We start from the raw sequence: 25,526 nt of genomic DNA on the forward strand, positions 1-25,526 counted from the left end.
ATCAGCCGGCGGGTGCTCCGGCCACGGCGACGGGCTCCGGCAGCAACGACAGGGCGAGGTCCCGGACGGCCCGGCGCACGGGCGTCCGGGGTCCTGCCTCGGACAGCAGCGTCCCGTCCCAGCAGGCGCGGCGCAGGGTCGCGGGGTCATCGGGGACGGTCGAGATCGCCCGGACGTCCATGCGCTCGAGGACCAGGGAGCGGATCCGGTCGGCGGGGGTGGGCGGCGCGACACGGTTGACGACGACCCGCAGGTCGGTGACCTCCAGCTCCCGCAGCCGTTCGTCCTCCCGGAGCAGTCGGGTGATCGCGACCGGATCCGCGGTGGTCACGGCGAGGACGGTGTCCGCCGCGGCGACCGCGGAGGTGCTGGCGGCGTTGCGCCGCGGGGCCATCGTGTCGTAGCTGAGCTCCTCGTCCTCCTCGAGGCATGAGCCGGCGTCCACCACCACCAGGGCCGCGGAGCGCCGCAGCACCTCCCAGACCCCGTCGAGCGAGCTCGGGCGCACCTCCGGCCATCGGGCCGGGACCCCGATCCCGCTCAGGAAGCGCAGGCCCGGGTGCAGGACGGGGACGATCGAGGCGACGGTGCCGACATCGAGGGTGTCGCGCGCGCTGGCGCGGCACGCCGCGACGAGTCCCGGGGCGTCGTCGACCACGCCGAGGATCTGGGCCAGCGCCGGACCGTACGTGTCGGCGTCCACGAGGATCGTGTCGACCCCCGCCAGGGCGGCCTCGTGGGCGATGTTCGCCGCGAGGGTCGACCGGCCCGGAGCGCCGGCGGCACCCCAGACGGCGAGCAGCCGCCCCCGCGGAGCATGGGGATCGGGTCGCGTCTGCACCCAGTCCTCGATGGCCCGGGCATCAGGGGATGCTGCGGACTGCAGGACGGCGGCGACCTCGGCGACCGGCGCGGTGGCGTCCACGACGTGCCGCAGGCCGAGCGTGGTCGAGGTCGGGACGCCCTCGGCGCGGTGCACGAGCCCCACGACGGCGCCCGCCGTCCGGAGCATGTCGCTGAGGGCCTCGCGGTCCATGCCGCGGACCTCGAGGTCGATGAGGACGACGTCCCCCACGCCGGCGCTGACGACCGCCAGGGTCTCGGCGAGGTCGGCACAGCGGCGTACCACCCGCAGCTCCCCCGCATGGTCGCGGGCGACGCCGTGGACGATCCGCACCTCGTCGCTGCCCGAGGCGCACAGCACGACGTCGATCACGGGGTCCCGCCCCGTGCCCCGGGGATCGCGATGACGTCGACCCGGTCCCCAGCCGCGAGGGCCTCCAGGACCAGCGGCACCTGCTCCACGGGCACCAGCACCTCGACGGTCATCGACCGCATCCCCAGCGAGCTGCCCTCGTCGACGGTGCGCACGACCCCGGATTCGATGATCCGGGTCGCGACGGCCCGCTCGGCGGTGCCTGGGGCGTCCGGGGTGCTCCACAGCTCGACCCGGGTCCCCGGGCCGAGGGAGCCCGCGACCGCGCCGTCGACGTCCACGACGACAGGACGCAGCTGCACCCCCTCGCCCTGACCGATCGCGGCCACCGGCAGCAGCTCGCCCGCGCGCACCGTCTGCGTGGCGACCGCGCCCGTGGGGATCTCCTCGAGCGATCGTGCGTAGTGCGAGGTCTGCTCCCCGAGGCGCAGCTCGGCGGTCGTGAAGGCCTCCGCGCCCAGGACGTCCCCGATCACGATGTCCTCGCGTGCCACGAGCACCGTGGTGGTGGCCGCGAGCCGCGAGATCACCAGCATCCCCGCGAGGACGCTCACGAGCACGAGCACGACGCCGATGATCAGCCTGGGATCCCGCCAGCGGGGTCGGCGCAGCCTCAGGGCGCCCGCAGCTCCGGTCACGATGCCTCCGTCCCGCCGCCGGCGACCTCGTGCGCCGACGTCCAGGCCTGCACCCTAGGGCACCGGGGCGGACAAAAGCGATAGCCCGGACGGCCCGTGTGCACAACCGCGACAGGAGTCGTCCACAGCGGCCTCGACACGGCCGTGCCGGGGCCCTCCCGGTGCGAGAATGTGTCATCGCACCGTCGAGTGCTCGCACGAGTGCTAGCAGAGGAGTCCGGATGCCCGCCCGCTTCGTCCCGCTGTCCGTCGTGGCCGAGATGCTGACGATCTCCGCCTCCCAGGCCTATGCGCTGGTGCGCTCCGGTGAGCTGCGGGCGATCAAGGTGGGCGGACGCGGCCAATGGCGGGTCGAGATCACCGAGCTCGAGGCTTACATCCAGCGTCAGTACGACGCGACGGAGCGCGAGCTCGTCGAGGAGCGCAGCCGGGACGAGGACCGGTCCCGCACTCCCGCCGCGGGGCACTGACCCCCCTCGTTCCGCGCAGCGGTCCCGTCGGCGCGATCAGACCGACACGGTGACCAGCAGGATCGCCCCCAGAGGCACGGTGACGTCCGCGATCGCGGCCGATCGGCCCGTCGCGCCGCGCTCCCCCGTCGGGCTCCGGCTGAGATCGATGGCATCGCCACCCACCCCGGCGATGCGCCCGGTGATCACCGCCGCGCGGGTCGCGACCCGGACGACCGAGCGGTCACGCGAGATGTCCCGCAGCACCTGACGCAGGTTCTGGCGCCCGAGGGGCGCGGGGTCCTCGGGACGCACGCGGGCCGCGAGACCCTCGATGTGGGTGATGGCGCCCAGGGGCACGAGGTTCCGCGCGGCCGTCGCGTTCTCGACGAGGCCGATCCAGCCGTCGCCGACGTCCGCGAGCCTGCCGTCGACCACGACACCGGGCTCTCCGTGCACGACGAGCCGGGCGCCCATCGCCCCGCGCAGCCGGTCCACGAGCGGGACCTGGGCGCGCTCCCCGCGCGCCAGATCCTCGGCGGTCGCGCGCATCTGCTGTGCCTCGAGGTGGGCCAGCCGCCCCTCGAGATCCTCGAACATCCGCTCCAGGGACATGCGCTCACTGTAATCACGCGACCTCTTGCGCGCGGCCACCGAAGCCCCTACGGTTCACATCACACCCAATCGCACCAAACTGCATCAAACGTCATCATCGGCGTCGGACGCGGGGTGGGACGGATCACCGAGCGGAGGAGGACAGGCCGTGGAACAGCTGCAGGCGACCACCGGGCGCACGGTGCCCGGTGCACTGGAGGCACGCGAGGCGCCGACCGGGACCGCAGCCGCGGCGGCCCCGGACGCCGGGACCGCACCCGCGGGGACCTCGGAGTCCGGGACCGCGAGCACGGGCGCACGCCGGACGGGTCTCGGCTACGCGATGCTCTCAACCGGAGGCGCCGCGGCCGCTCTCGTGCTCTGGTCCTTGGCCGATGACCTCGCGACCGCCCTGCCGGGGCTGGCCGGGGAGGACGCCCTGCTGCAGACGATCGCCGTGCTCGTGGCCGGCGTCGGCGCGGTGCTGTGCGGCTACCTCGCGCTCACCTGGCTGCTCGCGTCGGCCGTCCTCCTGCTCACGGGCACCGTCGGCGCGGCCGGGACGTCCGGGCGCTTCCTGCACGCGGCGCTCCGGGTCCTGGCGCCGGGGCTGGCGCGTCGCGTGGCCGCCACCACGGTTCTCGCGGCGGCGATGTCCGGCCTCGCGCTCGGCCCGGCCCAGGCCCAGGACGCGTTCGAGGACACGTGCGCGACATCGGTCCGAACCGGGAGCCCGGCGGAGAGCACGTACGCCGCCGCGTCGGCGCCGCGGCCGGGCACGTCCCCGACCACGGCGGACACGTGCGCGACCACCGACGTATCCGAGCCCACCCCGCCCACCGGGTCGTCCGGGTCCTCCGGGTCCTCCGGGTCCTCCGGGTCCTCCGACGAGGGTCCCGGGTCCTCGACCGCCGACGGCCGCCGCGACGGCCCGGCTCCGATGACGCTCCCCTCCGAGGGCGAGACGGACCCCGCGACCCCGGACCCCACCGCGGACGCGGATCCTTCGCCCGGCGCCGATCCCGCGTCCGGTACCGACCCCTCGGGAGCCCCTGCCGCATCGGCCCCTGTCGAGGATCCCGACCCTTCGGGCTCCCCATCGCCCGACAGCACACCGCCGCCGCTGGGGTGGGGCGAACAGCCTTCCGCTCCCGCCACCGCCCCCGAGGACGCCGGGTCTCCCGCACCCGAGGCCGCATCACCGGCGCCCGCCGGACCTGCGGCCACCTCTGCACCGGCGCCCGTGCCGCCCGCTGAGCGGCACGTCGTGGTCGAGCGGGGCGACAGCCTCTGGCGGATCACCCAGGAGCAGCTGGGCCCGACGGCCGACGACGCCGCGATCGCCCGCGCCTGGCCCGAGCTGTATGCCGCGAACCGCGACACGATCGGTGCCGACCCGGACCACATCGAGACCGGTCAGAGGCTGATCGTGCCCGAATCCCTCACCACGGCCGCCGGCCCGTCGACCTCCCCGCATCCCACCGATCACACCCAGGAGCCGTCATGACCGCCACCGACCAGCGCCCCGCCGCGGCCCCCACGCCGACACCGGGCCCGCAGCTCGCCCTCGGGGACCCGACGACCGCCGCCCGCCTGGTCGAGACCGTCGCCCGGTTCGCGGTCGAGATCATCCGCGGGGTGCGCCCGGTCGCGACGCTCTCCCGGATGGTGACGCCCGAGATCGCCGCGATGCTCGAACGGCGTGCGGCCCTGACCCGCCGGCTGCACGGCACCGCGGGCCCCGGTGCGGCGGACAGGCTGCCCAGCCGGGTGGTGCTGCGCGCTGTGCGCACCTGTGTCGTCAGTGACACGGCGGTGGAGGCCAGCGCCGTGCTCCACGAGGGCGGTCGTGCCCGCTTCGTCGCGATGCGCTGGGAGCTGCGCCACCGCGGGTGGCGCGTCACCGTCCTCGAGATCGGCTGACCGGCGGAACCGTCGGACCTCCCAGGACAGCCAGGACCGCCAGGACCGCCAGGACAGGACGATCGGCCGACGGGCATGACCACCGAGTCGCGCGACCGGCCGACGCGGACGATCACCTGGATCGCGCGACCGGCCGATCGCGGGCGTCAGCCCCGCTTGTTGCGGCGATCCGCGCGTTCACGTCGGCGACGCTCGGCCCTCGAGGCCGCCGGACGCTCCTGGACCGAGGAGCCGGAGTACTGGAGATCCCGTGCACGCACCTCGTCGCCGAGTCCGCGGGCGGTGATCACGGCCGCCTCCTCGGCGGCGGAGATGGACGTCCTCGGGGAGTCGGCGGCATCGTCCGAGGTCTCGTCGCCGTGCTCGTCGTCCTGATCGGCCTCGGCCGAGGAGTCGTCGTCCGGCGTCCGGGCGGGCGCGGTCGACACTCCGGCGGCGCCGGCGGCGGCGACCCCCTTGACGAGGTCGCTGACGGCGCTGGGCACGACGGAGGTCGGCTGGGAGACCTGCACCTCGAGGTTGTAGAGGTAGCCGACCGCGTCCTCCTTGATGCCGCCGATCATCTCGTCGAACATCAAGTGGCCCTCGCGCTCGTACTCCACGAGCGGATCGCGCTGGGCCATGGCGCGCAGCCCGATGCCCTCCTTGAGGTAATCCATCTCGTAGAGGTGCTCGCGCCAGCGGCGATCGATGACGTTGAGCAGGACCCTGCGCTCGAGCTGGCGCATGGCGCCCTCGCCGAGCTCCTCCTCGCGCTTCTCGTACGCCAGGTGGGCGTCGTCGAGGATCTCGGTGCGCAGGCGATCGGCCTCGAGGTTCTCCTTGCCGTCGACCTCCTCGACGAGCTCCTCGGGCGTGATCGAGATCGGGTAGACGGCGCGCAGCTTGCCCCACAGCTCCTCGAGCTCGACGTCCTCGGGGTTGGTGCGGGCGGTGGCGGCATCGACGGACCCGCCGATCACGTCGTCCAGGAAGCGCTCGACGTGGGGCTCGAGGTCCTCGCCGTCCAGGATGGTGTTGCGCTCGGTGTAGATGGTGCGGCGCTGCTTGGTGAGCACGTCGTCGTACTTCAGGACGTTCTTGCGGATCTCGAAGTTGCGGGACTCGATCGAGGTCTGCGCGCGCTGGATCGCGCCGGAGACCATGCGCCCGGTCAGCGGGATCGACTCGTCCACGCCGCCGCGCGCCAGGAGGGTCTCGGCCGCCCCGGAGTTGAACAGGCGCATCAGGTCGTCCTGTAGGGACAGGTAGAAGCGGGACTCCCCCGGGTCTCCCTGGCGTCCCGAACGGCCGCGCAGCTGGTTGTCGATGCGCCGCGACTCGTGGCGCTCGGTGCCCAGGACGTACAGGCCGCCGCGGTCGACGACCTCGTCGTGCTGGGTGCCGACGGCCTCCTCGGCCTTCTCGAGCGCCTCGTCCCAGGCCTTCTCGTAGCCCTCGGGGTCGGTCTCGGCGTCCAGGCCGCGCTCGGCGAGATCGGCGTGGGCCATGAACTCGACGTTGCCCCCGAGCATGATGTCGGTGCCGCGACCGGCCATGTTCGTGGCGACCGTGACGGCGCCCTTGGCGCCGGCCATCGCGATGATCCCGGCCTCTCGGGCGTGGTTCTTGGCGTTGAGGACCTCGTGGGGCACGCCGCGCTTGGACAGCAGGGTCGAGAGGTACTCGGACTTCTCGACGCTGGTGGTGCCCACGAGCACCGGCTGGCCGCGGTCGTGGCGCGTCACGATGTCCTCGACGACGGCCTCGAACTTCGCCTTCTCGGTGCGGAAGACCTTGTCGACACGGTCCTTGCGGACCATCTCCTTGTTGGTGGGGATCGGGACGACGCCCAGCTTGTAGGTGTTCATGAACTCGGCGGCCTCGGTGTCGGCCGTACCGGTCATGCCCGCGAGCTTGTCGTAGAGCTTGAAGTAGTTCTGCAGGGTGATCGTGGCCAGCGTCTGGTTCTCGGCCTTGATCGCGACGCCCTCCTTGGCCTCGATCGCCTGATGCATGCCCTCGTTGTAGCGGCGCCCGCCGAGGATGCGGCCGGTGTGCTCGTCGACGATCATGACCTCGCCGTTGAGGACGACGTAGTCCTTGTCCCGCTTGAACAGCTCCTTGGCCTTGATGGCGTTGTTGAGGAAGCCGATGAGGGGGGTGTTCAGGGACTCGTAGAGGTTGTCGATGCCCAGGTGGTCCTCGACCTTGTCGATCCCGGACTCGAGCACGCCCACGGTGCGCTTCTTCTCGTCGACCTCGTAGTCGCGGTCGCGCCGCAGGAGCTTGACCACCTTGGCGAACTCCGCGTACCACTTGTTGGCGTCGCCCGAGGCGGGTCCGGAGATGATCAGCGGCGTCCGGGCCTCGTCGATGAGGATCGAGTCCACCTCGTCGACGATCGCGAAGAAGTGGCCGCGCTGGACGCGGTCGTCAGAGGTGAGCGCCATGTTGTCACGCAGGTAGTCGAAGCCGAACTCGTTGTTCGTGCCGTAGGTGATGTCGGCGGCGTACTGCTCGCGGCGCTCCGGCGGGGTCAGGCCGCTGGTGATGACGCCGGTCGTGAGCCCCAGGGCGCGGAAGACGCGGCCCATGATGTCGCTCTGGTAGGTGGCGAGGTAGTCGTTGACGGTGACGATGTGGACGCCCTTGCCGGCGAGCGCATTGAGATAGGCCGGGAGCGTGGCCACGAGGGTCTTGCCCTCGCCGGTGCGCATCTCGGCGATCTTCCCGCGGTGCAGCGCGTAGCCGCCCATCACCTGGACGTCGTAGGGGCGCTGGCCCAGGGTGCGGCTGGCGGCCTCGCGGACCGCGGCGAAGGCCTCGACCGCGATGTCGTCGAGGGTCTCGCCGTCCTCGAGCCGCTCCTTGAAGCGGTCGGTCTCCTCGCGCAGCTCCTCGTCGGACAGCTCCGTGAAGGCGTCCTCGCTGTCGCCGACGCGCTTGGCGAACGACTCGAGCCGTCGGAGCTCGCGTCCTTCGCCGGCGCGCAGGATGGTGTCGAAGAGGTTTGCCACTCGTGCTCCCCTTCCGGGACGGGGTGACCGTCGCCGGATCGTCGGGCCGGACGCGGACGTCCGGCTGGTCGTGGATGGGCCGACCACATCTTACGGTGCGCCCGGGCGTGGACGGGGACGGCGTGACGACCGTCGCGTCATGCGACCGGCGGCGCGCCGCCTGCCAGGTCCCGGACGGCACGTGCGAGCGGGACGGCGAGATCCCCGCGGTCCAGGACCTCGACGGCGTCGAGCCCCTGCCAGCGCGCGGCCCGCTCGAGCTCCGCGGCGAGCTCGGCCGCGACCGCCTCGGACGGCGGGCGCCGCACCGTGCGCGAGAGGGCGGGCAGCGGCTCGCCGTGCACCTCGCACACCTCCAGGACGCCGCGGGCGCGGTCGGCGCGGAGGTCCACGCGGGCCTCGAAGCGGTCCCCGAGCAGGAACGGCAGCGCGTAGTAGCCGTGGGTGCGCTTCTCGCGCGGGGTGTAGATGCCGATCCGGTAGACGACGTCGAAGAGCGACTCCAGGCGCGGCCGATGGAAGGCCACGGGATCGAAGGGGCTCATGAGGGCACCGCCACGCAGGGGCGTGGGCGCCGGGGCGTCCTCGCGCAGGAGCATCGGCACGTCGCCGTCGGGGCGGGCGACCGTCACCGGGCGCAGCTCGCCGGCGGCCTGCAGGGCGTCGATCGCCGGGGCGACGTCGCCGCGCGGCAGCCGGAAGTAGTCCGCGATGCTCGCGGGGGTGGCGATGCCCAGCGCGGTGCTCGCGAGCCGGGTCAGCTCGAGCAGGGCGCGCCGCTCCTCGCCGTCGTCCTTTCCCACCGCGCCCGGGGCGTGCGCCGCATCGAGCGGCCCGTAGAGCCGTTCGAACTGCGCGGTGCGTCCCACGCCGTCCAGGCGGCCGCTGCGGAAGAGGTACTCGACGACCCACTGGGTGTCGGTGCGCCGCCATCCCCAGCCGGTCTCGGGGCGCCGGGAGTCCCCGAGCCGCCGCGAGATCGCCGGTGCCGTGAGAGGGCCCTCCCGCGCGACGAGCTCCTCGACGGTGCGCAGGAGGGCGGGGTCCGCGACGGCGGCTCGCCGCACGGCGCCCCAGTCGGCCCGGGCCACGCGGGCCCGGCGGAACCGCAGGAGCTCGTGGACCTCGGGCTCCACGAGGGTGGCCTCGTGGGCGAAGGACTCCGTGAGCAGGCGCGCGGGCCCGGGAGCCGAGGCCCGCGCGAGGACGCCCGGATCCCAGGGACCGGACCGCGTGAAGACCGGCAGGTGATGGGCGCGCGCGAACACGGAGACCGAGTCGATCTGGAGGAGGTGGGTGCGGGCCACCGTGCGCCGCAGGGCCTCGCGGCTGGCGCGACCAGACAGGGCCGTGCCCGCGCGGCGGGCGCCGATCCCCTGGCTGCGCAGGGCGATCCGCCGGGCCTGGGCCCAGGTGAGGCGGTCGGCGGTCATGCGTCGATGTCCACGGCGGTGCGCGCTCCTGTGCTCGGGGGTGCTCGGAGGGCGGTGCGGCCACCCGGAGCAACGGTAACCGGCGGGCAGGACGATCGCCTCGTCCTGCCCGCCGGGTTCCTGCCGGTCCGCCCGCCGTGGATGCCGTGGGGCGTCCCGCGCGAGCGACCGGCCCGTCGGCTCAGCCCTCGCGGGCCCCCGCGGTGTCCAGCTCGATCACGCCGTAGTCCCAGCCCTTGCGGCGGTAGACGACCTTGGGGTTGCCGGAGTCGGCGTCGACGAACAGGAAGAAGTCATGGCCGACGAGCTCCATGCGGTAGAGCGCGTCATCGATCGACATGGGCGCGGCGGAGTGACGCTTGGCGCGGATGACCACGGGGCTCTCGCCCTGGGAGGCGATGTCCTCACCGGAGTCGGGTGCGCTCTCGGGCTCCGGGGGTGCCGCGGCGGCGTCCGGGGCGGCCTCGCCGATGGGCGCGACCTCGATCCCCTGGGCCGGGGTCATCGTGCGCACGCTCGCGGCCGAGCCGTAGGCGCGCTCGCGGCCCCGGCGCTGCCCCTTGCGGCGGTCGCGCGCCCGGCGGAGCCGCTCGAGGAGCCGACCGTAGGCGACGTCCAGCGCCGCGTAGAGGTCGTCGGCCCGGGCCTCGGAGCGGATGACGGCGCCGCTGTCGTGGACGGTGAGCTCCACGCGGTCGCACTGCTCGCTCTGGCGGGGATTGTTCTCGTGCGAGATCTCGACGTCCACGCGCAGTGCGGCGGGTGCGAGCTGGGTGACCTTGTCGAGCTTCTCGGTCAGGTGACGACGGAAGCGGTCGGGGACGTCCATGCGGCGTCCGACGACATTGATCTCCATGGCGATTCCTCCAGGGGTGTGGGACGCGGCCGCGGATCCGCCCGGCCGCTCGGCGGCACTGTCGAGACGGGCCTCCTTCCGCATGCGGGTCCGGACCTCGTGAGGGCCCCGGGGTCGGGCCAGTCTGCCATGTCCTGTGGCGTGGGTCTCACAGATCCCGGGGAATGGGCCGAGGTGTCCCGTTCCGTCCGTCCGGGAGCCGTGCGGCAGCGATGACCAGGGCTCCCACGGTCTCGCAGCCGCTGGCGTCGAGGGCGTCGGCGACGGCGCGGAGGGTGGCTCCGGTGGTCGCGACGTCGTCGACGAGGATCGCCGTGCGCGGCAGGTCCCGGGGCCGCGGGACCCGGATCCGGGACGGGGCGGCACGAGCCCGCCGGGCACGACGGTCGCGGCCCGCCTGACCCGGTCCGCGCAGCCCCAGTCCCGGATGGACGTCCAGGCCGGTGCCCCGCGCGATCCGGCGGGCGAGCAGGCGTGTGTGGTCCTCGCCGCGGCGCACCCGATGCGCGAGGGTCGAGGGCACGGGCACCAGCGCGGGCTCCCGCGTCAGGTCCAGGTGCTCCAGTCCCGGGCGCATCGCCTCGGCGAACGGGGTCGCGAGCGAGAGCTCGCCGCCGTCCTTGTAGGCCAGGACGAGGGCGCGCAGCGGCCCGAGGTGGCGCCCCAGGGCGAGCACCGGCAGACGCGACGCCGTGCTCAGGCGGCCGGTGCGGGCATCCGCGTCGACGACGAGCTCGAGCGAGGGACAGGCGGCATCCACGCGCACGGGAGGGTTCTCGAGCAGGCGGGCGCAGTCCTCGCACGGGACCGCTCCGGGGCCTCCGCACGGGCACTGGCGGGGCACGACCAGGGATCCTGCCTGCACGGCCGCGTCCACGAGGCCGTCCAGCAGGGCGGCCGCCCGCCCGCGGGGACCAGCATGTGTGAAGGACATGCATCCATCCCAGCCGACCCGACGCCCCGCCGGGAGCACCCGGCGCCCGCTGTGGATCGCACCCTCGTGGGGAGGGGACGAGAGCTTCACGAGCGGCCGACGCGAGGCCCGTGAGCGGCCCACCCAGGAGATCAGGAGGCGCTCAGTAGAAGCTCGGGTCCCGCCCGGCGGCCTCCATCGGCCGCCACTGGGAGCCGTCGCTGCGCAGCAGGGCCGAGTCCGCCGAGGAGGCGCACACGGTGCCCGACTCCTTGGTGCCCGCGAGGCGGAGGGTCCCGGCCGGAGGCGCCGGAAGACGCTCCGTGCCGGTCGCGGCATCGACCACCACGCCCGCCGGCGCCCCCTGCGCGTCGGAGCCCAGCACGATCGCGGCCATCTCGTCGTACCAGGTGGCCTGGACGACGTCGACCAGCGGCAGCGGGATCTGCACGGGCTCGGTGAGCCCGGTCGGCATGCCCCGGTCATCGCGGACCGTCGCGCACAGGTCCAGCCGCGCGGTGTCCCCGGACGCCGAGACGATCAGCAGCCGGGTCCTGTCCGGGGCCAGGTCGATCCATCGCAGGGTCCTCCCGGCGAGCCACGGCACGGGGAGCCTGCGGTCCCCCTGGACGCCGGCGATCGCCAGCAGCAGCACCGCGCCCTCGTCGTCCTGCTCGGCGGTCCACACCCAGCCGGCGTCGTCGACCCGGGGCGGGAGCAGGCCGCTGCCCGGGATCTCCCGCAGCGGCACGGAGCCGTCGGTCGAGGCGATGAGGATCGCGCTCGCGTCGGGGCGGCGCGCCGTCGCGAAGGGGGCCGTGCGCGCGATCGTCGGGTCCGAGACCAGCTGGCCGGAGAGCTCCGGGACCAGCTGGGTGGTCCGGCTCCCGGCGTCCGGCACCCGGACGATGCCGAGCGGGCCCGCGGCGCACCAGCGGCGCCCCGGGAGGTCGCGCCGCGCGGACGAGGCGTCGTTGCTGGTGAGCGTCAGGTCGCCCGTGATCATCCGGACGTCGCCGACGAAGGGCAGGGACTGCAGGGTCGTCAGGACCTGGGAGACGACGAGGGCGCGGCGGGAGGCGGGCAGCTCCGCGATCCCGGCGGGCAGCTGGACCCGGGCGGCGCCGCCGGCCCCCGAGGCGATCTCGGTGTCCCCGAGCCCGGAGTCCTTCGTCACGGCGGACTCGACGGCGCCGATGAGGAACGGCGCGGGGCCGGCGGCGAGCAGCCGCAGCAGCGCGGTCCCGGAGTCCTGGGTGGTGACCCAGCGCAGGTCCGGCACCAGGAGCTGCTGGCCCTGGTCGAGGAAGTACAGGCGCCCCGGGGCGAAGAGGATCTCGAAGGCCGCCTCGGACAGGAAGATCCCGGCCGGGGGCCGGGAGATCCGCCACTGTCCGTCGACCTTCTCGACCAGCACGTCGACCTCGCGCGCCGCCGGGCTCGACAGGGCGGTGCGGATCCCCGCGTGATCGACCTGCGCGACGGCCTGCAGCGCCAGTCGCACGCTGTCGCCCTCGGCCGTGGTGCTGAACTCGCGGTCCCCGGAGTACACGGTCACCGAGGCGGAGGGGTCCCAGGCGGCCCGTGCGTCCTCGGTGAGGTACTGACGTGCCACCTCGTAGTCCCCGTCGCCACCGACGCCGGCCTGGACGAAGCCCGTGACGATGTCCGCCGGGCTCGCGCCGTCGGCGGGGGGCCGGGGCTGGACGTAGGGCGACCCGGGATCGGCGGCGCCGTCGACGGGCGTCGACGTGATGCCGGAACGGTCCGGGATGCGGGCGCACGCCGAGGCGGCGAGCAGGAGGGTCCCGGCGGCGCCCGCGTGCAGGACGGCGCGGCGACCGGGGCGGCGCTCAGGGCCGGTGCTGGTCATCGTCCTCGTCCTCCTCCAGGGGGGTCGGTGCCGAGCCGCCGGCGGACAGCGTCGGCAGGTCGGCCGGGCGTGCGGTGGACAGGCCCGGGGTGCCACGCAGGTCCAGCTCGCCGGTGCGGGTGCTGAGCTCGATGGCACCGGTCGGGAAGGACAGCGCCACGGCATCGAAGGCGCGGTGCAGGCGCAGGGGCGAGGCCGCCAGGGATCCCCCGGCGCGGCGCGGGAGGGTCAGGCGGAACACGGCGCCCTGCCCGGCCTGCCCCCAGGCCTGGAGCCAGCCGCCGTGCAGGTGGGCGTCCTCGACGGAGATCGACAGCCCCAGGCCGGTGCCGCCGATGGTCCGGGCACGCGAGGGGTCGGCCCGCCAGAAGCGGTCGAAGACGTGGGCGGCGGCCTCGGGCGTCATGCCCCGGCCGAAGTCCTGGACGGTGACCGCGACGGCCGTCTCGTCGCCGGCGACGTCCACCCGCACGGGATGGTGCGCTCCGTGCTCGAGGGCGTTGGACAGCAGGTTGCGCAGGATCCGATCGATCCGACGCGGATCGACGACGGCCGCGAGGTTCCCCGGGCGCACGTGGACCCGCACATCGCAGCCGCGGTCCGCGGCGAGCACCGCGAGGGCGTCGACGGCATGGCGCACGAGCTCGCCCATGTCGTGCCGCTGCGCCTCGAGCTCCGCGGCCCCGGCGTCGAATCGGGAGATCTCCAGCAGGTCCGTCAGCAGCGCCTCGAACCGGGTGACCTCCGAGGACAGCAGCTGCACGGTCCGGTCGATCTCTGGCGGGAACCCGCGCCGGGCGCCGTCGAGCACTGCGGCGGCCATCCGGATCGTCGTCAGCGGGGTCCGCAGCTCGTGCGAGACGTCGGCCACGAACCGCTGCTGGACGCGCGAGAGCTCGGTGAGGTCGGCGACCTTCTGCTCGAGGTTGTCGGCCATGTCGTTGAAGGACTCCCCCACCCGCGCCAGCTCGTCGGCGCCGGTCACGGCGATCCGCACCCCGGGATCACCCGCCGCGATCCGCTCCGCGGCGTGGGCGGCGCTCCGCAGCGGGGAGGTGACCATCCGGGCGATGACGATCGCGATGCCCACCACGAGCGCCAGCAGCACCAGGCCCCCGCCGCCCAGGACCCGCTGGACGAAGGTGAGGGTCTGCTGCTCCTGCTGGAGGGAGTACAGGATGTAGAGGTCGTAGCCGCCGGCGCCGGCGACGGCGACGCGGGTCCCCACCAGGAGACCCGGCACGCTCGTGCCGTCGCCCTGCTCGATGGGGACGCTGCGCCAGGTCAGGGAGTCCGGGGCCTCCCGCACGGCGTCCGCGAAGGACTGGTCGATCATCGGCGTCAGGGAGCGGTCGCTGCTGATCACCGCGACGCCCCCGATGGCGCCGACGGGCACGAGTGCCGCCTCGCGGCGATCCACGGCGCCGCCCGAGGCCCGCACCGACTGCACGAAGCGCGTGGCCTCGTCCTGCTGCTGGGTGGCGGTGGCGCCGCTGAGCCCCTGCAGGGTGCCCACGAGGTCGGTCCGCGTGGACATCGCCTCGTCGAGGACCCGTTCGCGGCGCTGCTCGAAGAGCCCGTCGGCGATCACGGTCGAGAGGTAGCTGCCGACCGCGAGGATCGCCAGCAGCGACAGCAGGACGGTGACGCTGACGACGCGCAGTGTCAGCGACCACGTCCGGGGATCCAGGTGCCGCGGGACGGCGAAGGGCGGGGCGTGGCCAGAGCCCTCGGCCCAGGGGTCGCGGGGGGTCTCGCTCACGCGTCCGTTCCGGCGCGGTAGCCCACCCCGCGCACCGTCACGACGATCCGCGGGTGATCGACGTCGCTCTCGATCTTGGACCGCAGGCGCTGGACGTGGACGTTGACGAGCCGGGTGTCCGCGCTGTGGCGGTATCCCCACACCTCGCGCAGCAGCACCTCGCGGGTGAACACCTGCCAGGGCTTGCGTGCCAGCTGGACGAGCAGGTCGAACTCGAGCGGCGTCAGCGGGATGATGTCGACGCCGCGCCGCACCTCGTGGCCCTCGACGTCGATGTCGAGGTCGGCGATCTTCAGCTGCTCGGTGCTCGGGGCCTCGCTGCGGCGCACGCGGGCCTTGATCCGGGCCACCAGCTCGTCGGGCTCGAAGGGTTTGGTGAGGTAGTCGTCGGCGCCCGCCTCGAGCCCCTCGACCACGTCGGCGGTGTCGGTGCGCGCGGTGAGCATGATGATCGGCACGCCGGAGCGCCGGCGCAGCTCGCGGCACACCTCGATGCCGTCCATGCCGGGGAGCATGAGGTCCAGCAGCACCACGTCCGGGCGCATCCGGTCGAAGGCGTCGAGCGCGGAGGCGCCGTCCGGTGCCGTCACGACCTCGAAGCCCTGCCCGCGCAGCACGATCCCGATCATCTCCGCGATCGCGATGTCGTCGTCGACCACGAGGATCCGTCCTGGAGTCGTCATGGCCCTAGTGTGCCATCGGCGCGGGTCGGACCTGCATCATCGACCTTGGTCGGGTCACCGCGAGGGTCCGCGGACCGTACGGTGGCAGGCGTCGAGGCGCACCCGGATCCTCCCGGGACACGCGCCGCCGTGCACGCGCCGAGGAGGGACACGCGATGAGCCAGGGATGGATCGCACCGGGATCGACCGGCGGCACGCAGCCGTCCGGCCCCCAGGGACCGTCGGCCCCCGCCGACGCGGGCCTCGACGCGCACGACCAGGGTCAGCGGGCGGCCCTGCGGCGCGAGCTCGTCGAGCGCACCCCCCTGTTCCCCCTGCGCCCGCTCGGCGTCGGGGAGATCCTCGGTGCCGCGACCCGCATCTACCGGCTGCGGACCCGCACCGTGCTCGCGATCTCGGCGATCGTCTTCGGCATCGCCTACCTGCTGAGCACGGTCCTGGCGGGGGCGGCCCTGATGCCCACGCTGAGCTCGATGCAGACCATGATCGACGACCCCACGGCCGTCTCGAGCTCGGCCGGGCTCGGCGACGGCGAGATCCTGATGACGTTCCTGACCTCGTTCGCGAGCGCGTCCATCACCCTCGTGGCGACCCAGCTGGTCGTCACCGCCCTCGCGGTGATCTCGATCGGCGAGGCCACCGGGGCGCGCGTGTCCGACGGCGCGGTCTGGCGGATCATGGTCCGTCGCGGCCTGCGCGCCGTGGTCGCCGAGATCGTCGTCTCCCTCGTGTCCGGGATCGCGGCGCTGATCCTCGTGGGCCTCGGCCTGCTGCCGGTGCTGCTGGTCCAGGAGGCGCACTGGTGGACCATCGTCCCGATCGTGCTCGGGGCGCTCGCCGCGCTCCTCCTCCTGCTCTACGTCCGGGCCCGGGCGGCGCTGACGACCCCGGCGCTGGCCGTCGAGGACCTCGGCCCGCTGCGCGCGATCGGACGCTCGCTCGCCCTGACGCGGGGACGTCGCGTCTGGCGCGTGCTGGGGATCTGGCTGCTGCTGGGGCTCATCGCGGGCGGCGTCGCCCAAGTGGTCTCCGGGACCCTCTCGACCGTCGGGATGGTCGCGTACTTCGCCGTGCTCGTCACCTCGAACTTCACCCAGCTCACGCTCGCGATGGCGATCCTGCTCATCAGCTCGATGATCGCGGGCTACCTCGCGACCGTGCTGATCCAGCCGTTCAGCGCGGCCGGCGTCACCACCCTCTACGCCGACGAGCGCATGCGCCACGAGGCCTGGGACATCGAGCTGGACCGCGCCGCCCGCGAGCACCGCGCCGCGGCGACCGCGCACGGGAGCATGTGAGCGATGGACCCGGACGAGGCGCGCCGTCGCATCCTCGAGGAGCTCGCCAAGGGGAAGTACCGCCGCGAGGGCAGCTTCGTTCAATGGCTCCTGGGGACCCTCCAGGACTGGCTGGGCCACCTCGTCGACGGCGCCTCCGGCGACCCGGTGATCGGGACGACGGTCGCGGTCGTCGTCGTCCTGCTGGTGCTGGCCATCGCGGTGCTCGTGCTGCGGCGCACGGGGCGCCTGCGCCGCAGCACCCCGTACGCCGGGGACGCACGCCTGGACGCCGACCCCCAGCTGAGCGCCGACGAGCTGCGGGTGCGTGCGCGCCGCGCCCTGGAGTCCGGCCGTCAGGACGACGCCGTCGTGCTCGCCGTGCGCTCGCTCGTGCGCGACCTGCACGACCGCACCCTGCTGGACCTCACCGCCGGGATGACGGCCCACGAGGCCGCCCTCGGGGCCGCCGAGCCCTTTCCGGATCTGCGCGGACGCCTGCTGCGCACGGCCGACGCCTTCGACACCGCGGCGTACTCCCGGCGACCCGTCACCCAGCGCCAGGCCGAGGCCGCGGTGCTCCTGGCCGAGTTCCTGGCCCAGAGCACCCCCCAGCACGGGCGGACCCCCGAGGACGCGGAGGCCGCCCGATGACGACCCCGCTGACGCCCCCGAGCAGCCCGGCCACCCACACCGCCGCCATCACGGTCTCCCCGGAGCTGGTGCCCCCGGAGCTCGCGGGCGGCACCGCGCCGCCACGCACCCCGACCTCCCCGCGCACGGACCTGGACCGCCGCACCCGACGCATCATCGCGGCGGTCGTGATCCTCGCGGTGCTGGCCGCCGTGGCCGCCGCGATCGCGCGCGGCTCCTTCCGCGATGCCCCCTACGAGCCGTCCTCCCCCCGGCCGGACGGCTCGGCCGCCGTGGCCGCCGTCCTGCGCGAGGACGGTGCGGACGTCCGCGAGGCACGGCGCACCGCGGACGCCGCGGACGCGCTGCGCGCGGGACGGACCGTGCTGGTGACCGACCCCTCGGGCCTGTCCCGCCCGCAGCTCGAGGCCCTCTCGGACGCCCTGGACGACGGCACCGGGCACCTCGTGCTGCTCGCGCCGGACTTCGGCTCCCTGTCCGTGCTCGCCCCGGGCGTGCGTCCCAGCGGCACCGTGGCCGAGGGCGCAGGCACCTTGGCGGCCGATCCCCGCTGCGGCGACGCCTCCTTCCGCGCACGGACCGTCGACGCCGGTCCGATCACCCTCGGCGAGGACCGTGCCGCCGGCGGCACGACCACCACGGCCCCGAGCATCCTGTACCAGGGGCCCGAGGACGCCCGCAGCTGCTTCGCGGACGCGGGCGGCGCGAGCATCGTCCGCACCGACCGCGTGACGGTGCTCGGGTCGGCGGCCTACCTCACCAATGGCCACGTCTCCCGGGCCGACAACAGCGCCGTCGCGCTGAACGCGCTGGGCGGCTCCGCGGGGCTGACCTGGTACCTGCCCTCGGCCACGGATCCCATGGCGCCGCGCTCGGCGGGCCCCCTCGCGATGCTGCCGGCGTGGCTCCTGCCGACCGTGGCCTGGCTCCTGGTCTGCCTGCTGGTCTGGCTGCTCGCCGTGAGCCGGCGCCTCGGGCCGGTCGTGGTGGAGCCGCTGCCGGTGACGGTCCGCGCCCAGGAGCTCGTCGTCGGGCGGGCCCACCTGCTCGAACGGTCCGGAGCCCGGGACCGCGCGGCACGTGCTCTGCGCTCGGCCGCCGCGATGCGCCTGGCCGAGAAGCTGGGCGTGCGCCGCCAGGAGCCGCTCGCCGCCCTCCTGGCGGCGCTCGGACCGCACACCGACCGGACCGCCGAGCAGCTCCACGCGCTGCTGGGTCCCATCCCCGTCCCCACCGACGAGGACCTCGTGCGCCTCGCCCACGACCTCGACGCCCTCGAGAAGGAGATCGACCGATGACCCACGCCGCCCCCGACCCCTCCCGGTCCGTGCCCCCGCCGGCCGATGCGCCGACCCCGGAGACCGCCCGGGACCGCCTCGTCGCCCTCGGCACGGAGATCCACAAGGCCGTCGACGGCCAGGACGCAGCCGTCACGAGTCTCGTGGTGGCGCTGCTGTGCCGCGGCCACGTGCTGCTCGAGGGCGTCCCCGGCGTCGCCAAGACTCTGCTGGTGCGGGCGCTGGCCGCCTCGCTGGACGTGCAGATGCGCCGCGTCCAGTTCACCCCCGACATGATGCCGGGCGACGTCACCGGCTCCCTCATCTACGACGCCCGCAGCAGCGACCTCGTCTTCCGCGAGGGCCCCGTGTTCACCAACCTGCTGCTGGCCGACGAGATCAACCGCACCCCACCCAAGACGCAGTCCGCGCTGCTGGAGGCGATGGAGGAGCGCCAGGTGACCGTCGACGGGCGCGCCCGCGCCCTGCCGGACCCGTTCCTCGTCGTCGCCACCCAGAACCCGATCGAGTTCGACGGCACCTACGCCCTGCCCGAGGCGCAGCTGGACCGCTTCCTGCTCAAGGCCGTCATGCCGCTGCCCGAGCGGTCCACCGAGATCGACGTGCTGCGCCGTCACGCCGGGGGCTTCGACACCACCGACCTCGCGGCCGCGGGCCTGCGGGCGGTCGCCGATCCCGCCGCGCTGCGGGTGGCCCAGGGGGAGGTCGCGGCTGTGCGCGCCGAGGACCCCGTCCTCCAGTACATCGTCGATGTCGCGCGGGCGACCCGGCGCTCGCCGAGCCTGCAGCTCGGGGTGTCCCCCCGCGGGGCGATCGCCCTGCTGCGGACGGCACGGGCCTGGGCCTACCTCGCGGGCCGGGACTTCGTGACGCCCGACGACGTCAAGACGATGGCCCCGGCGACCCTGGCCCACCGCGTGCGCCTGACCACCGAGGCCGATCTCGAGGGCAGCCAGGTCGAGTCGGTGCTGGCCGCGACGCTGGCCTCCGTGCCCGTCCCGCGCTGAGGTCCACGATGCGCTGGCGTCCCACCCCCCGCGCCGCGGTGCTCGCCCTCGTCGGGCTCCTGCCGATCGTGCTGTGGCCCTCGGGCACGACCGTCCTGGCCACCGCCGCGGTGCTCGTGCTGCTCGTGATCGGCGAAGCGCTCGCGGCAGCGCCGCCGACCCGCCTGACCGTGCGCCGCGAGGCCCCCGGTCAGGTCCGTCTGGGCACCTCCGCGAGCGGACGGATCCTGGTCACCAACCCCGGCCGCCGGCGGGCCGTCCTCCGGGTGCGGGACGCCTGGGACCCCACCGCGGGTCTCGGGGACGACCAGCGCGCCCGCCTGGTGATCGGGCCCGGCGAGCGCCGCGCGTTCAGCCAGACCTTCACCCCCACCCGGCGCGGGGAGCACGCCTCCCGGGCCGTCGTCCTCGCCAGCCGGGGCCCGCTCGGCATCGCCGAGCGGGTGGCGACGCGGCAGGTGCCGGGCGGCCTCGTGGCCCTGCACGCCTTCGGCTCACGACGCCATCTGCCCTCCCGGGTGCGCCGGCTGCGGGAGATCGAGGGACTCGCCGCCGTGCACCAGCGCGGACAGGGCACCGAGTTCGACGCCCTGCGCGACTTCGTGGACGGCGACGACGTGCGCTCCATCGACTGGCGGGCCACCGCACGACGTCGCAGCGTGGTCGTGCGCACCTGGCGTCCCGAGCGCGACCGCCACGTGCTGATCGTCGTGGACACCTCGCGCACCGCCGCGGCCCGGGTCGGGGACGCGCCGCGGCTGGACGCCGCCTTCGACGCCGCGCTGCTGCTGACGGCGCTCGCGGCCGAGGCCGGGGACCGCGTCGACCTGCTGTGCATCGACCGGATCCCCCACGTCTCGGTGACCGGGTCGAGCGCCCGCACCGTGCTGCACGACGTGGTCACGGCGACCGCCCCCGTCCATCCCGCGCTCGTGGAGACCGACTGGGAGCTGGCCGCCGCCCGGATCCGCGAGCGCTCGCGCCGGGGCGGCCTCGTGGTGCTGCTGACGCCCGTCGAGCCCGCCGCGGTGCAGCTGGGCCTGCTGCCCGTCGCGGCACGCCTGGCCGGCGAGCACCTCGTCGTCGTCGCCTCGGTGGCCGATCCGGCCCTCGGCGAGCTCGCACGCGGGCGCGGGGACGCCCGCTCCGTGTACCGTGCCGCGGCCGCCGAGCAGACTCGCGCCGAGCGCGATCAGGTGGCCGCGGCCCTGTCGCGCACGGGCGTGCACGTGGTCGACGACGAGCCGGAGCTGCTGCCGCGCTCCCTCGCCGACCGGTACCTGGCCCTCAAGGCGTCCGGCCAGCTCTGATCCCCCATGGGGGAAGGGATCCTCAGGAGCGGACCCGGGGGCGTCCAGCGCGGGGACGCCGCCCTCACGCGGCGACCGCGACGCTGTCGCCCACGATCTCCTCGGAGAGGTCGCCGCTGATCCCGCGGCGGACGGCTCGGCGCCCGCGCACGAGCACGACCGCCACGAGCACCGCCCACACGAGCGCGCCGATCGCGATCCGCACCCCGGCCGGGAGCCCCGACGGCGTCACGAAGGCCTCGAGCACGCCGCTGAGCAGGAGGATCGGCACGAGTCCGAGCGCGACGGTCACCAGCGCCCGCGCACTGCGGGTCAGCGCCCAGAGCCGGGGCAGCGGTCCCGGGCGCACCCAGGACCAGAACAGCCGCAGGCCCGCACCCGCCCCCACGACGATGCAGGTGAGCTCGAGCAGCCCGTGCGGCAGCAGGTACACCGCGAGGGTCTCCGCATGCCCCTGGGAGACCATGACCGCCCCGACCGCGCCGAGGTTCGCGCCGTTCATGACGAGCATCCAGGCCGGCCAGAAGCCCGTCACGCCGAGCACGACGGCCTGCACCGCGATCCAGGCGTTGTTGGTCCACACGTTGGCGGCGAACCCGGTGGCCTGCCCCTGGGAGTAGTACTCCGTGAACTCGCCGGAGGCCAGCTGCCGCTGGGCGGACTCGGGGATGACGGCGGCGCGCAGGCCGTCGTCGAGGACGAGCGGGATCGCGACGACGAGTGCCGAGACCACGAGGATCCCCGCCGCGACGAGGATCCCCTGCCGGGCCGACCACACCGCGGCGGGGAACTCGTCGAGCACCACCGTGCGCAGCCGCGTCCAGGTGGTGCTGCGGGTGCCGATGATCCGGGCACGGGCGCGCGCCAGGATCATCGAGAGCCGGGCCGTGAGCGCGGGATCCGGGGAGGTCGAGCGGACGATCGACAGATGCGTGGCCGTCCGCTGGTACAGCGCGATGAGCTCGTCGATCTCGTCGGCGTCGGGCCGACGGATCCGCACGAGCTGTTCGAGGCGGTCCCAGCTGTCCGCGTGCACGGCGATGAAGGCGTCGATGTCCACCGCGCCAGCCTAGGGGCGCGCGACGCCGCGCTCCCCCGACGAAAGTCGACCGCTGCGGCGACGTTCCCGCGACGCATGGAGCTGTGCGCACATCCCGGATCCTGCGAGACTGACCCGGTGATGACCGCAGAACCCACCGCCGCCGAGCGCCGTGCCCGCGATGCGCTCGTGACCGGGGAGGCCGTCGTCCTGGATCTGCGACCCGCCTCGTTCGCGACGCGGATCCTCAGCTTCGTGATCGACGGCCTGGTGCAGCTCGGGCTGCTCACGGGCCTGCTGGTGGGGGCCGCCTGGGCCGCTCGGGGACTCCGCATCGACGACGGGTTCGTCGCGGCGATCGTCCTGCTGGCCTCCGTCTCGGCCTTCGTGCTCTACCCGGTGCTCAGCGAGCTGCTGCTGGGCGGGCGCTCGCTCGGGCGCCTCGTGACCGGCACCCGCGTGGTCCGGGACGACGGCGGTCCCGTGCACGTGCGCCAGAGCGTGCTGCGGGCCGTGATGGCGATGTTCGAGATCTGGGGCACCAGCGGCGGGATCGCCCTCGTGTCCTCGCTCGTGGACCACCGCTCGCGGCGCCTCGGCGACCTCCTGGCCGGGACCTTCGTGGTGCAGGAGCGGATGCGCACGCGGGCCCCGCTGCGGGCCGTGGCGCCCGCCGAGCTCGCCGACTGGTCCGGGGCCGCCGATGTCAGCGGCCTGGACCCCATCGTCCTGCGCGACGTGCGGCGCTTCCTGCCCCGCGCGGCGTCCCTGCACCCGACCTCGCGCCGTGAGCTGGCCCTGGACCTGGTCCAGCGGATCGTCCCCGGGGTCGCGCCGCCCCCGCCGCCGGGCACGGATCCCGAGCTGTTCCTGCGGGCGGTGCTCGCCGAGCGGTCCCGTCGCGACGAGGAGCGCCTGCGGGCGGGCCTGCGGCGCGAGGAGCAGCTCACCGCGCAGGTGCGGGTCCTCCCCTTCACGTCCTGAGGGACGCGGACTGACCCCGTCAGCCCTCGAGGGCGCGCTCGGCGATCAGCACGGGGATCCCGTTCTCGACGGGGTACAGCCGATCGCAGCCCGTGCACCGCAGCGCTGCCTCGGCGTCGCGGAGCTCGTGCCGGCAGACGGGGCAGCGCAGCGCGGCACGCACCCAGCCGGGCACGTCCGCCCCGCTCGCGACGGTGACCACGTCCGAGTCCGTCGGGGTCCCCGCACGTGCGGCCGGGCCGGCGGGCGTCTGCTCGGCCGGCGTCGATCCGCTGCCGCCGACGAGGGCGAGCACCCGGTCCCGGATCGCGTGCATGGTCCCCTCCTCGGCGGCCTCGACGTTCAGCCGCAGGAGCGGCTCGGTGTTCGAGGAGCGCAGGGACAGCCACCAGCGGTCCCCGGCCGGCGCCTCCTCGTCCCAGTGCACGGCCGTCAGGCCGTCGAGGTCGTCGGTGACGACCCCGTCCAGGGTGTCCAGGTGCGCGCGCACGGCGGCCGTCGCGGCGGCGGCGTCGGCGACGGTCCGGTTCAGCTCGCCGCTGGCGGCGTACGGATCGTGCTCGGCGACGAGCGCGGACAGCGTGCCGTCGGTCTCGGCGAGCGCGGCGAGCACGTGCAGGGCCGCGAGCATCCCCGAATCGGCGGAGAAGAAGTCCCGGAAGTAGTAGTGCGCGGAGTGCTCTCCGCCGAAGACCGCATCGTCCTGGGCCATGAGGGCCTTGATGAGCGAGTGGCCCACGCGCGAGCGCACCCGGCGACCCCCGGCCGCCTCGATCGCCTCCTGGACGTGCCGGGAGGAGACGAGGTTCGCGATGACGACCGGCGTCTCCTCGCCCGCGGCGCGCGCCCGGGCGATCTCGCGGGTCGCGATGAGCGCGGTGACCGCCGAGGGCGGCACGATGCGTCCCTGCTCGTCGACCACCACGCAGCGGTCGGCGTCGCCGTCGAAGGCCAGCCCCAGGTCCGCGCCCTCGGCGCGCACCGCGTCCTGGAGGTCGCGGAGGTTCTTGGGGTCCAGCGGATTGGCCTCGTGGTGGGGGAAGGTGCCGTCCAGGCCGAAGTGCACCGGGACGACGGTGATCGAGGGCAGGTGCTCCGCGACGGCGGGGACCGTGAGGCTCGCCATCGCGTCGGCGGCGTCGACCACGACGCGCAGGGGGCGACGGTCCGGCACCGGCGCCAGGCGCAGCACGGTCTCGACGTATCCGGGCAGGGTGTCGACATCGGTGCGGGATCCCCCGGGCCTGCGGGCGATGGTGCCCGCCCGCAGGTAGGCCTCCGCGCGTGTGCGGATGCTCGTCAGACCCGTGTCGCGGCTGATGGGGCGCGCGCCGGACAGGCACAGCTTGATCCCGTTGTCCGGGGCCGGGTTGTGGGAGGCGGTGAACATGGCGCCGGCGGCGTCGAGCAGCCCGGACGCGCAGTAGAGCTGGTCGGTCGAGCTGAGACCTGCGAACTCGACGGGTCCCCCGCGCTGCACGGCGCCCTCGGCGAAGGCCGCGGACAGCCGCGGGGAGGAGACGCGCATGTCGTGGGCGACGACGATCCGTCCGGCGTCGACGTGATCGGCGAAGGCCGCTCCGAGAGCCCGGGCGACGTCCTCGGTGAGGTCGACGTCGGCGACACCCCGGACGTCGTACGCCTTGACGAGGCCTCCGAGATCGGTCACGGGCCCCGCGGTGCGGGCCTCACTCATGTCCGCCCCGGATCACGTGGAGGTGGCGGGCGCCGTCCCGGGTGCCCGGCTCCGGGGCCCGGTGGGACGCGGGGCGCTGCTCGGAGCGCGCCGCCGAGCCGCGGCGGTCGCCCGCATCGCCGCGACGCGGGTCCTCGGGCCGGGTGGACAGGGCCGCCGCGAGGGCCACGAGGTCGTCGACCTCCTGGGAGGCGCCGGGGATGCGGATCGCCGTCCAGCCGCGCGGCACCGTCAGGCCCGCCGAGTGCTCGGCGCACAGGTCGTAGGTGTGCGGCTCGCTCGAGCGCGCGAGGGGACCCAGCACGGCCGTGGAGTCCGCATAGACGTAGGTGAGCGTGCTGACGGCAGGTTCCGAGCACGCCGTCCGGGAGCATTCGCGAGCAGGCACGGGGGCGAGTCTAGCCGCCTCGCGGTGGGTACAGTCGGAGGCATGGCACGAGACCGGACAGGGCGCGGCGGCGCGGTGCGCGGCACCGGGCGACCCGGAGGACCCGCGGGTGCGACCCGGCGCAGGGACCGACACGGACGCGGCTTCCGCGGGATGGTCCTGCCCCCGCACGTCCCGGGGCACCGCACGCGGCGCGAGACCTTCGACGACGCCGTGATGGACGCCGCCGAGCCCCTCCTGGCGCGTTTCGGACGCCGGCTCGAGCACGTGGTGCTGCTGGTCGAGGAGGTCCCGCCGACGGACCCCGCCCCGTGGGAGACCCAGGCCGTGCCGCTGGGCCGGTACATCGCCCCGGACCGGGACCACCCGCCGCGGATCGTGCTGTACCGCCGACCGCTGGTGACCCGCTGCGGCGGGGAGGAGGAGCTCGAGCTGCTGGTGCGCCAGGTGCTGGCCGAGCAGGTGGGGGCGATGCTGTCGATGGACCCCGAGGACGTGGACCCCGGCGCCTGGGGCGCCTGAGCTCCAGCGCGA

The 25,526-nt window shown here is 74.5% G+C and carries 23 protein-coding genes; 10 read left to right on the plus strand and 13 right to left on the minus strand.

The window, feature by feature from the left end; translation table 11 throughout:
• Position 1: 1 nt before the first annotated feature.
• Positions 2–1,216, minus strand: coding sequence for an AAA family ATPase (locus ACT3TZ_RS04425; protein WP_444582180.1), 1,215 nt, complete (start codon positions 1,214–1,216; stop codon positions 2–4).
• Positions 1,213–1,854 carry an SAF domain-containing protein gene (locus tag ACT3TZ_RS04430; protein WP_444582181.1) on the minus strand — a complete coding sequence of 214 codons (642 nt, stop codon included), beginning with the start codon at positions 1,852–1,854 and terminating at the stop codon, positions 1,213–1,215. The genes ACT3TZ_RS04425 and ACT3TZ_RS04430 overlap by 4 nt, the downstream gene beginning before the upstream one ends.
• 221 nt (positions 1,855–2,075) lie before the next feature.
• Here ACT3TZ_RS04430 and ACT3TZ_RS04435 point away from each other — a divergent pair, with 221 nt between their 5' ends.
• Complete coding sequence (locus ACT3TZ_RS04435; protein ID WP_444582182.1) at positions 2,076–2,324, plus strand: helix-turn-helix domain-containing protein; 249 nt, start codon at positions 2,076–2,078, stop codon at positions 2,322–2,324.
• Between the two features lie 36 nt (positions 2,325–2,360).
• Here the strand turns inward: ACT3TZ_RS04435 and ACT3TZ_RS04440 are convergent, their stop codons facing one another.
• A complete protein-coding gene (locus ACT3TZ_RS04440) occupies positions 2,361–2,918 on the minus strand; it encodes a hypothetical protein (protein WP_444582183.1) in 558 nt (185 codons plus the stop codon).
• Between the two features lie 148 nt (positions 2,919–3,066).
• On the opposite strand from ACT3TZ_RS04440, the gene ACT3TZ_RS04445 reads away from it, so the two are divergent.
• Together ACT3TZ_RS04445 and ACT3TZ_RS04450 are read left to right on the plus strand one after the other, a co-directional pair.
• On the plus strand, positions 3,067–4,404 hold the full coding sequence (locus ACT3TZ_RS04445) for a LysM peptidoglycan-binding domain-containing protein (RefSeq protein ID WP_444582184.1): 1,338 nt from the start codon (positions 3,067–3,069) through the stop codon (positions 4,402–4,404).
• Positions 4,401–4,820, plus strand: a complete 420-nt coding sequence (locus ACT3TZ_RS04450; RefSeq protein ID WP_444582185.1) for an Rv3235 family protein — start codon at positions 4,401–4,403, stop codon at positions 4,818–4,820. Before ACT3TZ_RS04445 ends, ACT3TZ_RS04450 begins: the two co-directional genes overlap by 4 nt.
• Positions 4,821–4,966: 146 nt before the next feature.
• On the opposite strand, the gene secA is transcribed toward ACT3TZ_RS04450, so the two are convergent.
• The 7 genes from secA to mtrA all read right to left on the minus strand — a co-directional run bounded on the left by secA (position 4,967) and on the right by mtrA (position 15,339).
• A complete protein-coding gene (gene secA / locus ACT3TZ_RS04455; RefSeq protein ID WP_444582186.1) occupies positions 4,967–7,819 on the minus strand; it encodes a preprotein translocase subunit SecA in 2,853 nt (950 codons plus the stop codon).
• A 137-nt stretch (positions 7,820–7,956) separates the two neighbouring features.
• Complete coding sequence (locus tag ACT3TZ_RS04460) at positions 7,957–9,252, minus strand: winged helix-turn-helix domain-containing protein (protein WP_444582187.1); 1,296 nt, start codon at positions 9,250–9,252, stop codon at positions 7,957–7,959.
• 181 nt (positions 9,253–9,433) lie between these two features.
• A complete protein-coding gene (hpf, locus tag ACT3TZ_RS04465; RefSeq protein WP_444582188.1) occupies positions 9,434–10,108 on the minus strand; it encodes a ribosome hibernation-promoting factor, HPF/YfiA family in 675 nt (224 codons plus the stop codon).
• A 148-nt stretch (positions 10,109–10,256) separates the two neighbouring features.
• Entirely contained in the window at positions 10,257–11,042 is a 786-nt protein-coding gene (locus ACT3TZ_RS04470) for a ComF family protein (RefSeq protein WP_444582189.1), read from the minus strand.
• Positions 11,043–11,184: 142 nt separating this feature from the next.
• Positions 11,185–12,894 (minus strand): LpqB family beta-propeller domain-containing protein, encoded by a 1,710-nt coding sequence (locus ACT3TZ_RS04475; protein WP_444582190.1) that lies wholly within the window; start codon positions 12,892–12,894, stop codon positions 11,185–11,187.
• Positions 12,875–14,656 (minus strand): MtrAB system histidine kinase MtrB, encoded by a 1,782-nt coding sequence (mtrB, locus tag ACT3TZ_RS04480; protein ID WP_444582191.1) that lies wholly within the window; start codon positions 14,654–14,656, stop codon positions 12,875–12,877. Before mtrB ends, ACT3TZ_RS04475 begins: the two co-directional genes overlap by 20 nt.
• Complete coding sequence (gene mtrA, locus ACT3TZ_RS04485; protein WP_444582192.1) at positions 14,653–15,339, minus strand: MtrAB system response regulator MtrA; 687 nt, start codon at positions 15,337–15,339, stop codon at positions 14,653–14,655. Before mtrA ends, mtrB begins: the two co-directional genes overlap by 4 nt.
• A gap of 155 nt (positions 15,340–15,494) precedes the next feature.
• Between mtrA and ACT3TZ_RS04490 the strand changes: the two genes are divergently transcribed.
• From ACT3TZ_RS04490 to ACT3TZ_RS04510, 5 genes are read left to right on the plus strand one after another with little or no spacing between them, the layout of a single operon-like run.
• Positions 15,495–16,637, plus strand: coding sequence for a glycerophosphoryl diester phosphodiesterase membrane domain-containing protein (locus ACT3TZ_RS04490; protein WP_444582193.1), 1,143 nt, complete (start codon positions 15,495–15,497; stop codon positions 16,635–16,637).
• A gap of 3 nt (positions 16,638–16,640) precedes the next feature.
• On the plus strand, positions 16,641–17,270 hold the full coding sequence (locus ACT3TZ_RS04495; RefSeq protein ID WP_444582194.1) for a DUF4129 domain-containing protein: 630 nt from the start codon (positions 16,641–16,643) through the stop codon (positions 17,268–17,270).
• On the plus strand, positions 17,267–18,568 hold the full coding sequence (locus tag ACT3TZ_RS04500) for a DUF4350 domain-containing protein (RefSeq protein WP_444582195.1): 1,302 nt from the start codon (positions 17,267–17,269) through the stop codon (positions 18,566–18,568). The genes ACT3TZ_RS04495 and ACT3TZ_RS04500 overlap by 4 nt, the downstream gene beginning before the upstream one ends.
• Positions 18,565–19,575 (plus strand): AAA family ATPase, encoded by a 1,011-nt coding sequence (locus ACT3TZ_RS04505; RefSeq protein WP_444582196.1) that lies wholly within the window; start codon positions 18,565–18,567, stop codon positions 19,573–19,575. The genes ACT3TZ_RS04500 and ACT3TZ_RS04505 overlap by 4 nt, the downstream gene beginning before the upstream one ends.
• Before the next feature lie 8 nt (positions 19,576–19,583).
• Positions 19,584–20,885: a DUF58 domain-containing protein gene (locus tag ACT3TZ_RS04510; protein ID WP_444582197.1), complete on the plus strand. Its 1,302-nt coding sequence runs from the start codon at positions 19,584–19,586 to the stop codon at positions 20,883–20,885.
• Between the two features lie 64 nt (positions 20,886–20,949).
• Here ACT3TZ_RS04510 and ACT3TZ_RS04515 read toward each other — a convergent pair whose 3' ends face one another.
• The gene (locus ACT3TZ_RS04515; protein ID WP_444582198.1) at positions 20,950–21,945 is read right to left on the minus strand and encodes a stage II sporulation protein M; all 996 of its coding nucleotides are present in this window, start codon (positions 21,943–21,945) and stop codon (positions 20,950–20,952) included.
• Between the two features lie 120 nt (positions 21,946–22,065).
• On the opposite strand from ACT3TZ_RS04515, the gene ACT3TZ_RS04520 reads away from it, so the two are divergent.
• Positions 22,066–22,908, plus strand: coding sequence for an RDD family protein (locus ACT3TZ_RS04520; RefSeq protein WP_444582199.1), 843 nt, complete (start codon positions 22,066–22,068; stop codon positions 22,906–22,908).
• A gap of 19 nt (positions 22,909–22,927) precedes the next feature.
• Here the strand turns inward: ACT3TZ_RS04520 and ACT3TZ_RS04525 are convergent, their stop codons facing one another.
• Both ACT3TZ_RS04525 and ACT3TZ_RS04530 read right to left on the minus strand, forming a co-directional pair.
• Positions 22,928–24,604: a Trm112 family protein gene (locus ACT3TZ_RS04525; RefSeq protein WP_444582200.1), complete on the minus strand. Its 1,677-nt coding sequence runs from the start codon at positions 24,602–24,604 to the stop codon at positions 22,928–22,930.
• A complete protein-coding gene (locus ACT3TZ_RS04530) occupies positions 24,597–24,992 on the minus strand; it encodes a DUF3499 domain-containing protein (RefSeq protein WP_444582201.1) in 396 nt (131 codons plus the stop codon). The genes ACT3TZ_RS04525 and ACT3TZ_RS04530 overlap by 8 nt, the downstream gene beginning before the upstream one ends.
• A gap of 42 nt (positions 24,993–25,034) precedes the next feature.
• On the opposite strand from ACT3TZ_RS04530, the gene ACT3TZ_RS04535 reads away from it, so the two are divergent.
• A complete protein-coding gene (locus ACT3TZ_RS04535; RefSeq protein WP_444582202.1) occupies positions 25,035–25,514 on the plus strand; it encodes a metallopeptidase family protein in 480 nt (159 codons plus the stop codon).
• The last annotated feature ends 12 nt before the right edge of the window (positions 25,515–25,526 follow it).

This window comes from Brachybacterium sp. AOP25-B2-12, assembly GCF_052378625.1.
Taxonomy (GTDB): Bacteria; Actinomycetota; Actinomycetes; order Actinomycetales; family Dermabacteraceae; genus Brachybacterium.

Excerpts from the sequence above, each read along its gene's own strand:
- mtrA (WP_444582192.1), bottom strand. The coding sequence starts at position 15,339 with ATGACGACTCCAGGACGGATCCTCGTGGTCGACGACGACATCGCGATC.
- ACT3TZ_RS04520 (WP_444582199.1), top strand. The coding sequence starts at position 22,066 with ATGACCGCAGAACCCACCGCCGCCGAGCGCCGTGCCCGCGATGCGCTC.
- ACT3TZ_RS04490 (WP_444582193.1), top strand. The coding sequence starts at position 15,495 with ATGAGCCAGGGATGGATCGCACCGGGATCGACCGGCGGCACGCAGCCG.
- ACT3TZ_RS04470 (WP_444582189.1), bottom strand. The coding sequence starts at position 11,042 with ATGTCCTTCACACATGCTGGTCCCCGCGGGCGGGCGGCCGCCCTGCTG.
- ACT3TZ_RS04510 (WP_444582197.1), top strand. The coding sequence starts at position 19,584 with ATGCGCTGGCGTCCCACCCCCCGCGCCGCGGTGCTCGCCCTCGTCGGG.
- ACT3TZ_RS04460 (WP_444582187.1), bottom strand. The coding sequence starts at position 9,252 with ATGACCGCCGACCGCCTCACCTGGGCCCAGGCCCGGCGGATCGCCCTG.
- hpf (WP_444582188.1), bottom strand. The coding sequence starts at position 10,108 with ATGGAGATCAATGTCGTCGGACGCCGCATGGACGTCCCCGACCGCTTC.
- ACT3TZ_RS04435 (WP_444582182.1), top strand. The coding sequence starts at position 2,076 with ATGCCCGCCCGCTTCGTCCCGCTGTCCGTCGTGGCCGAGATGCTGACG.
- ACT3TZ_RS04525 (WP_444582200.1), bottom strand. The coding sequence starts at position 24,604 with ATGAGTGAGGCCCGCACCGCGGGGCCCGTGACCGATCTCGGAGGCCTC.
- ACT3TZ_RS04475 (WP_444582190.1), bottom strand. The coding sequence starts at position 12,894 with ATGACCAGCACCGGCCCTGAGCGCCGCCCCGGTCGCCGCGCCGTCCTG.
- ACT3TZ_RS04505 (WP_444582196.1), top strand. The coding sequence starts at position 18,565 with ATGACCCACGCCGCCCCCGACCCCTCCCGGTCCGTGCCCCCGCCGGCC.
- ACT3TZ_RS04440 (WP_444582183.1), bottom strand. The coding sequence starts at position 2,918 with ATGTCCCTGGAGCGGATGTTCGAGGATCTCGAGGGGCGGCTGGCCCAC.
- ACT3TZ_RS04495 (WP_444582194.1), top strand. The coding sequence starts at position 16,641 with ATGGACCCGGACGAGGCGCGCCGTCGCATCCTCGAGGAGCTCGCCAAG.
- ACT3TZ_RS04535 (WP_444582202.1), top strand. The coding sequence starts at position 25,035 with ATGGCACGAGACCGGACAGGGCGCGGCGGCGCGGTGCGCGGCACCGGG.
- ACT3TZ_RS04450 (WP_444582185.1), top strand. The coding sequence starts at position 4,401 with ATGACCGCCACCGACCAGCGCCCCGCCGCGGCCCCCACGCCGACACCG.
- ACT3TZ_RS04500 (WP_444582195.1), top strand. The coding sequence starts at position 17,267 with ATGACGACCCCGCTGACGCCCCCGAGCAGCCCGGCCACCCACACCGCC.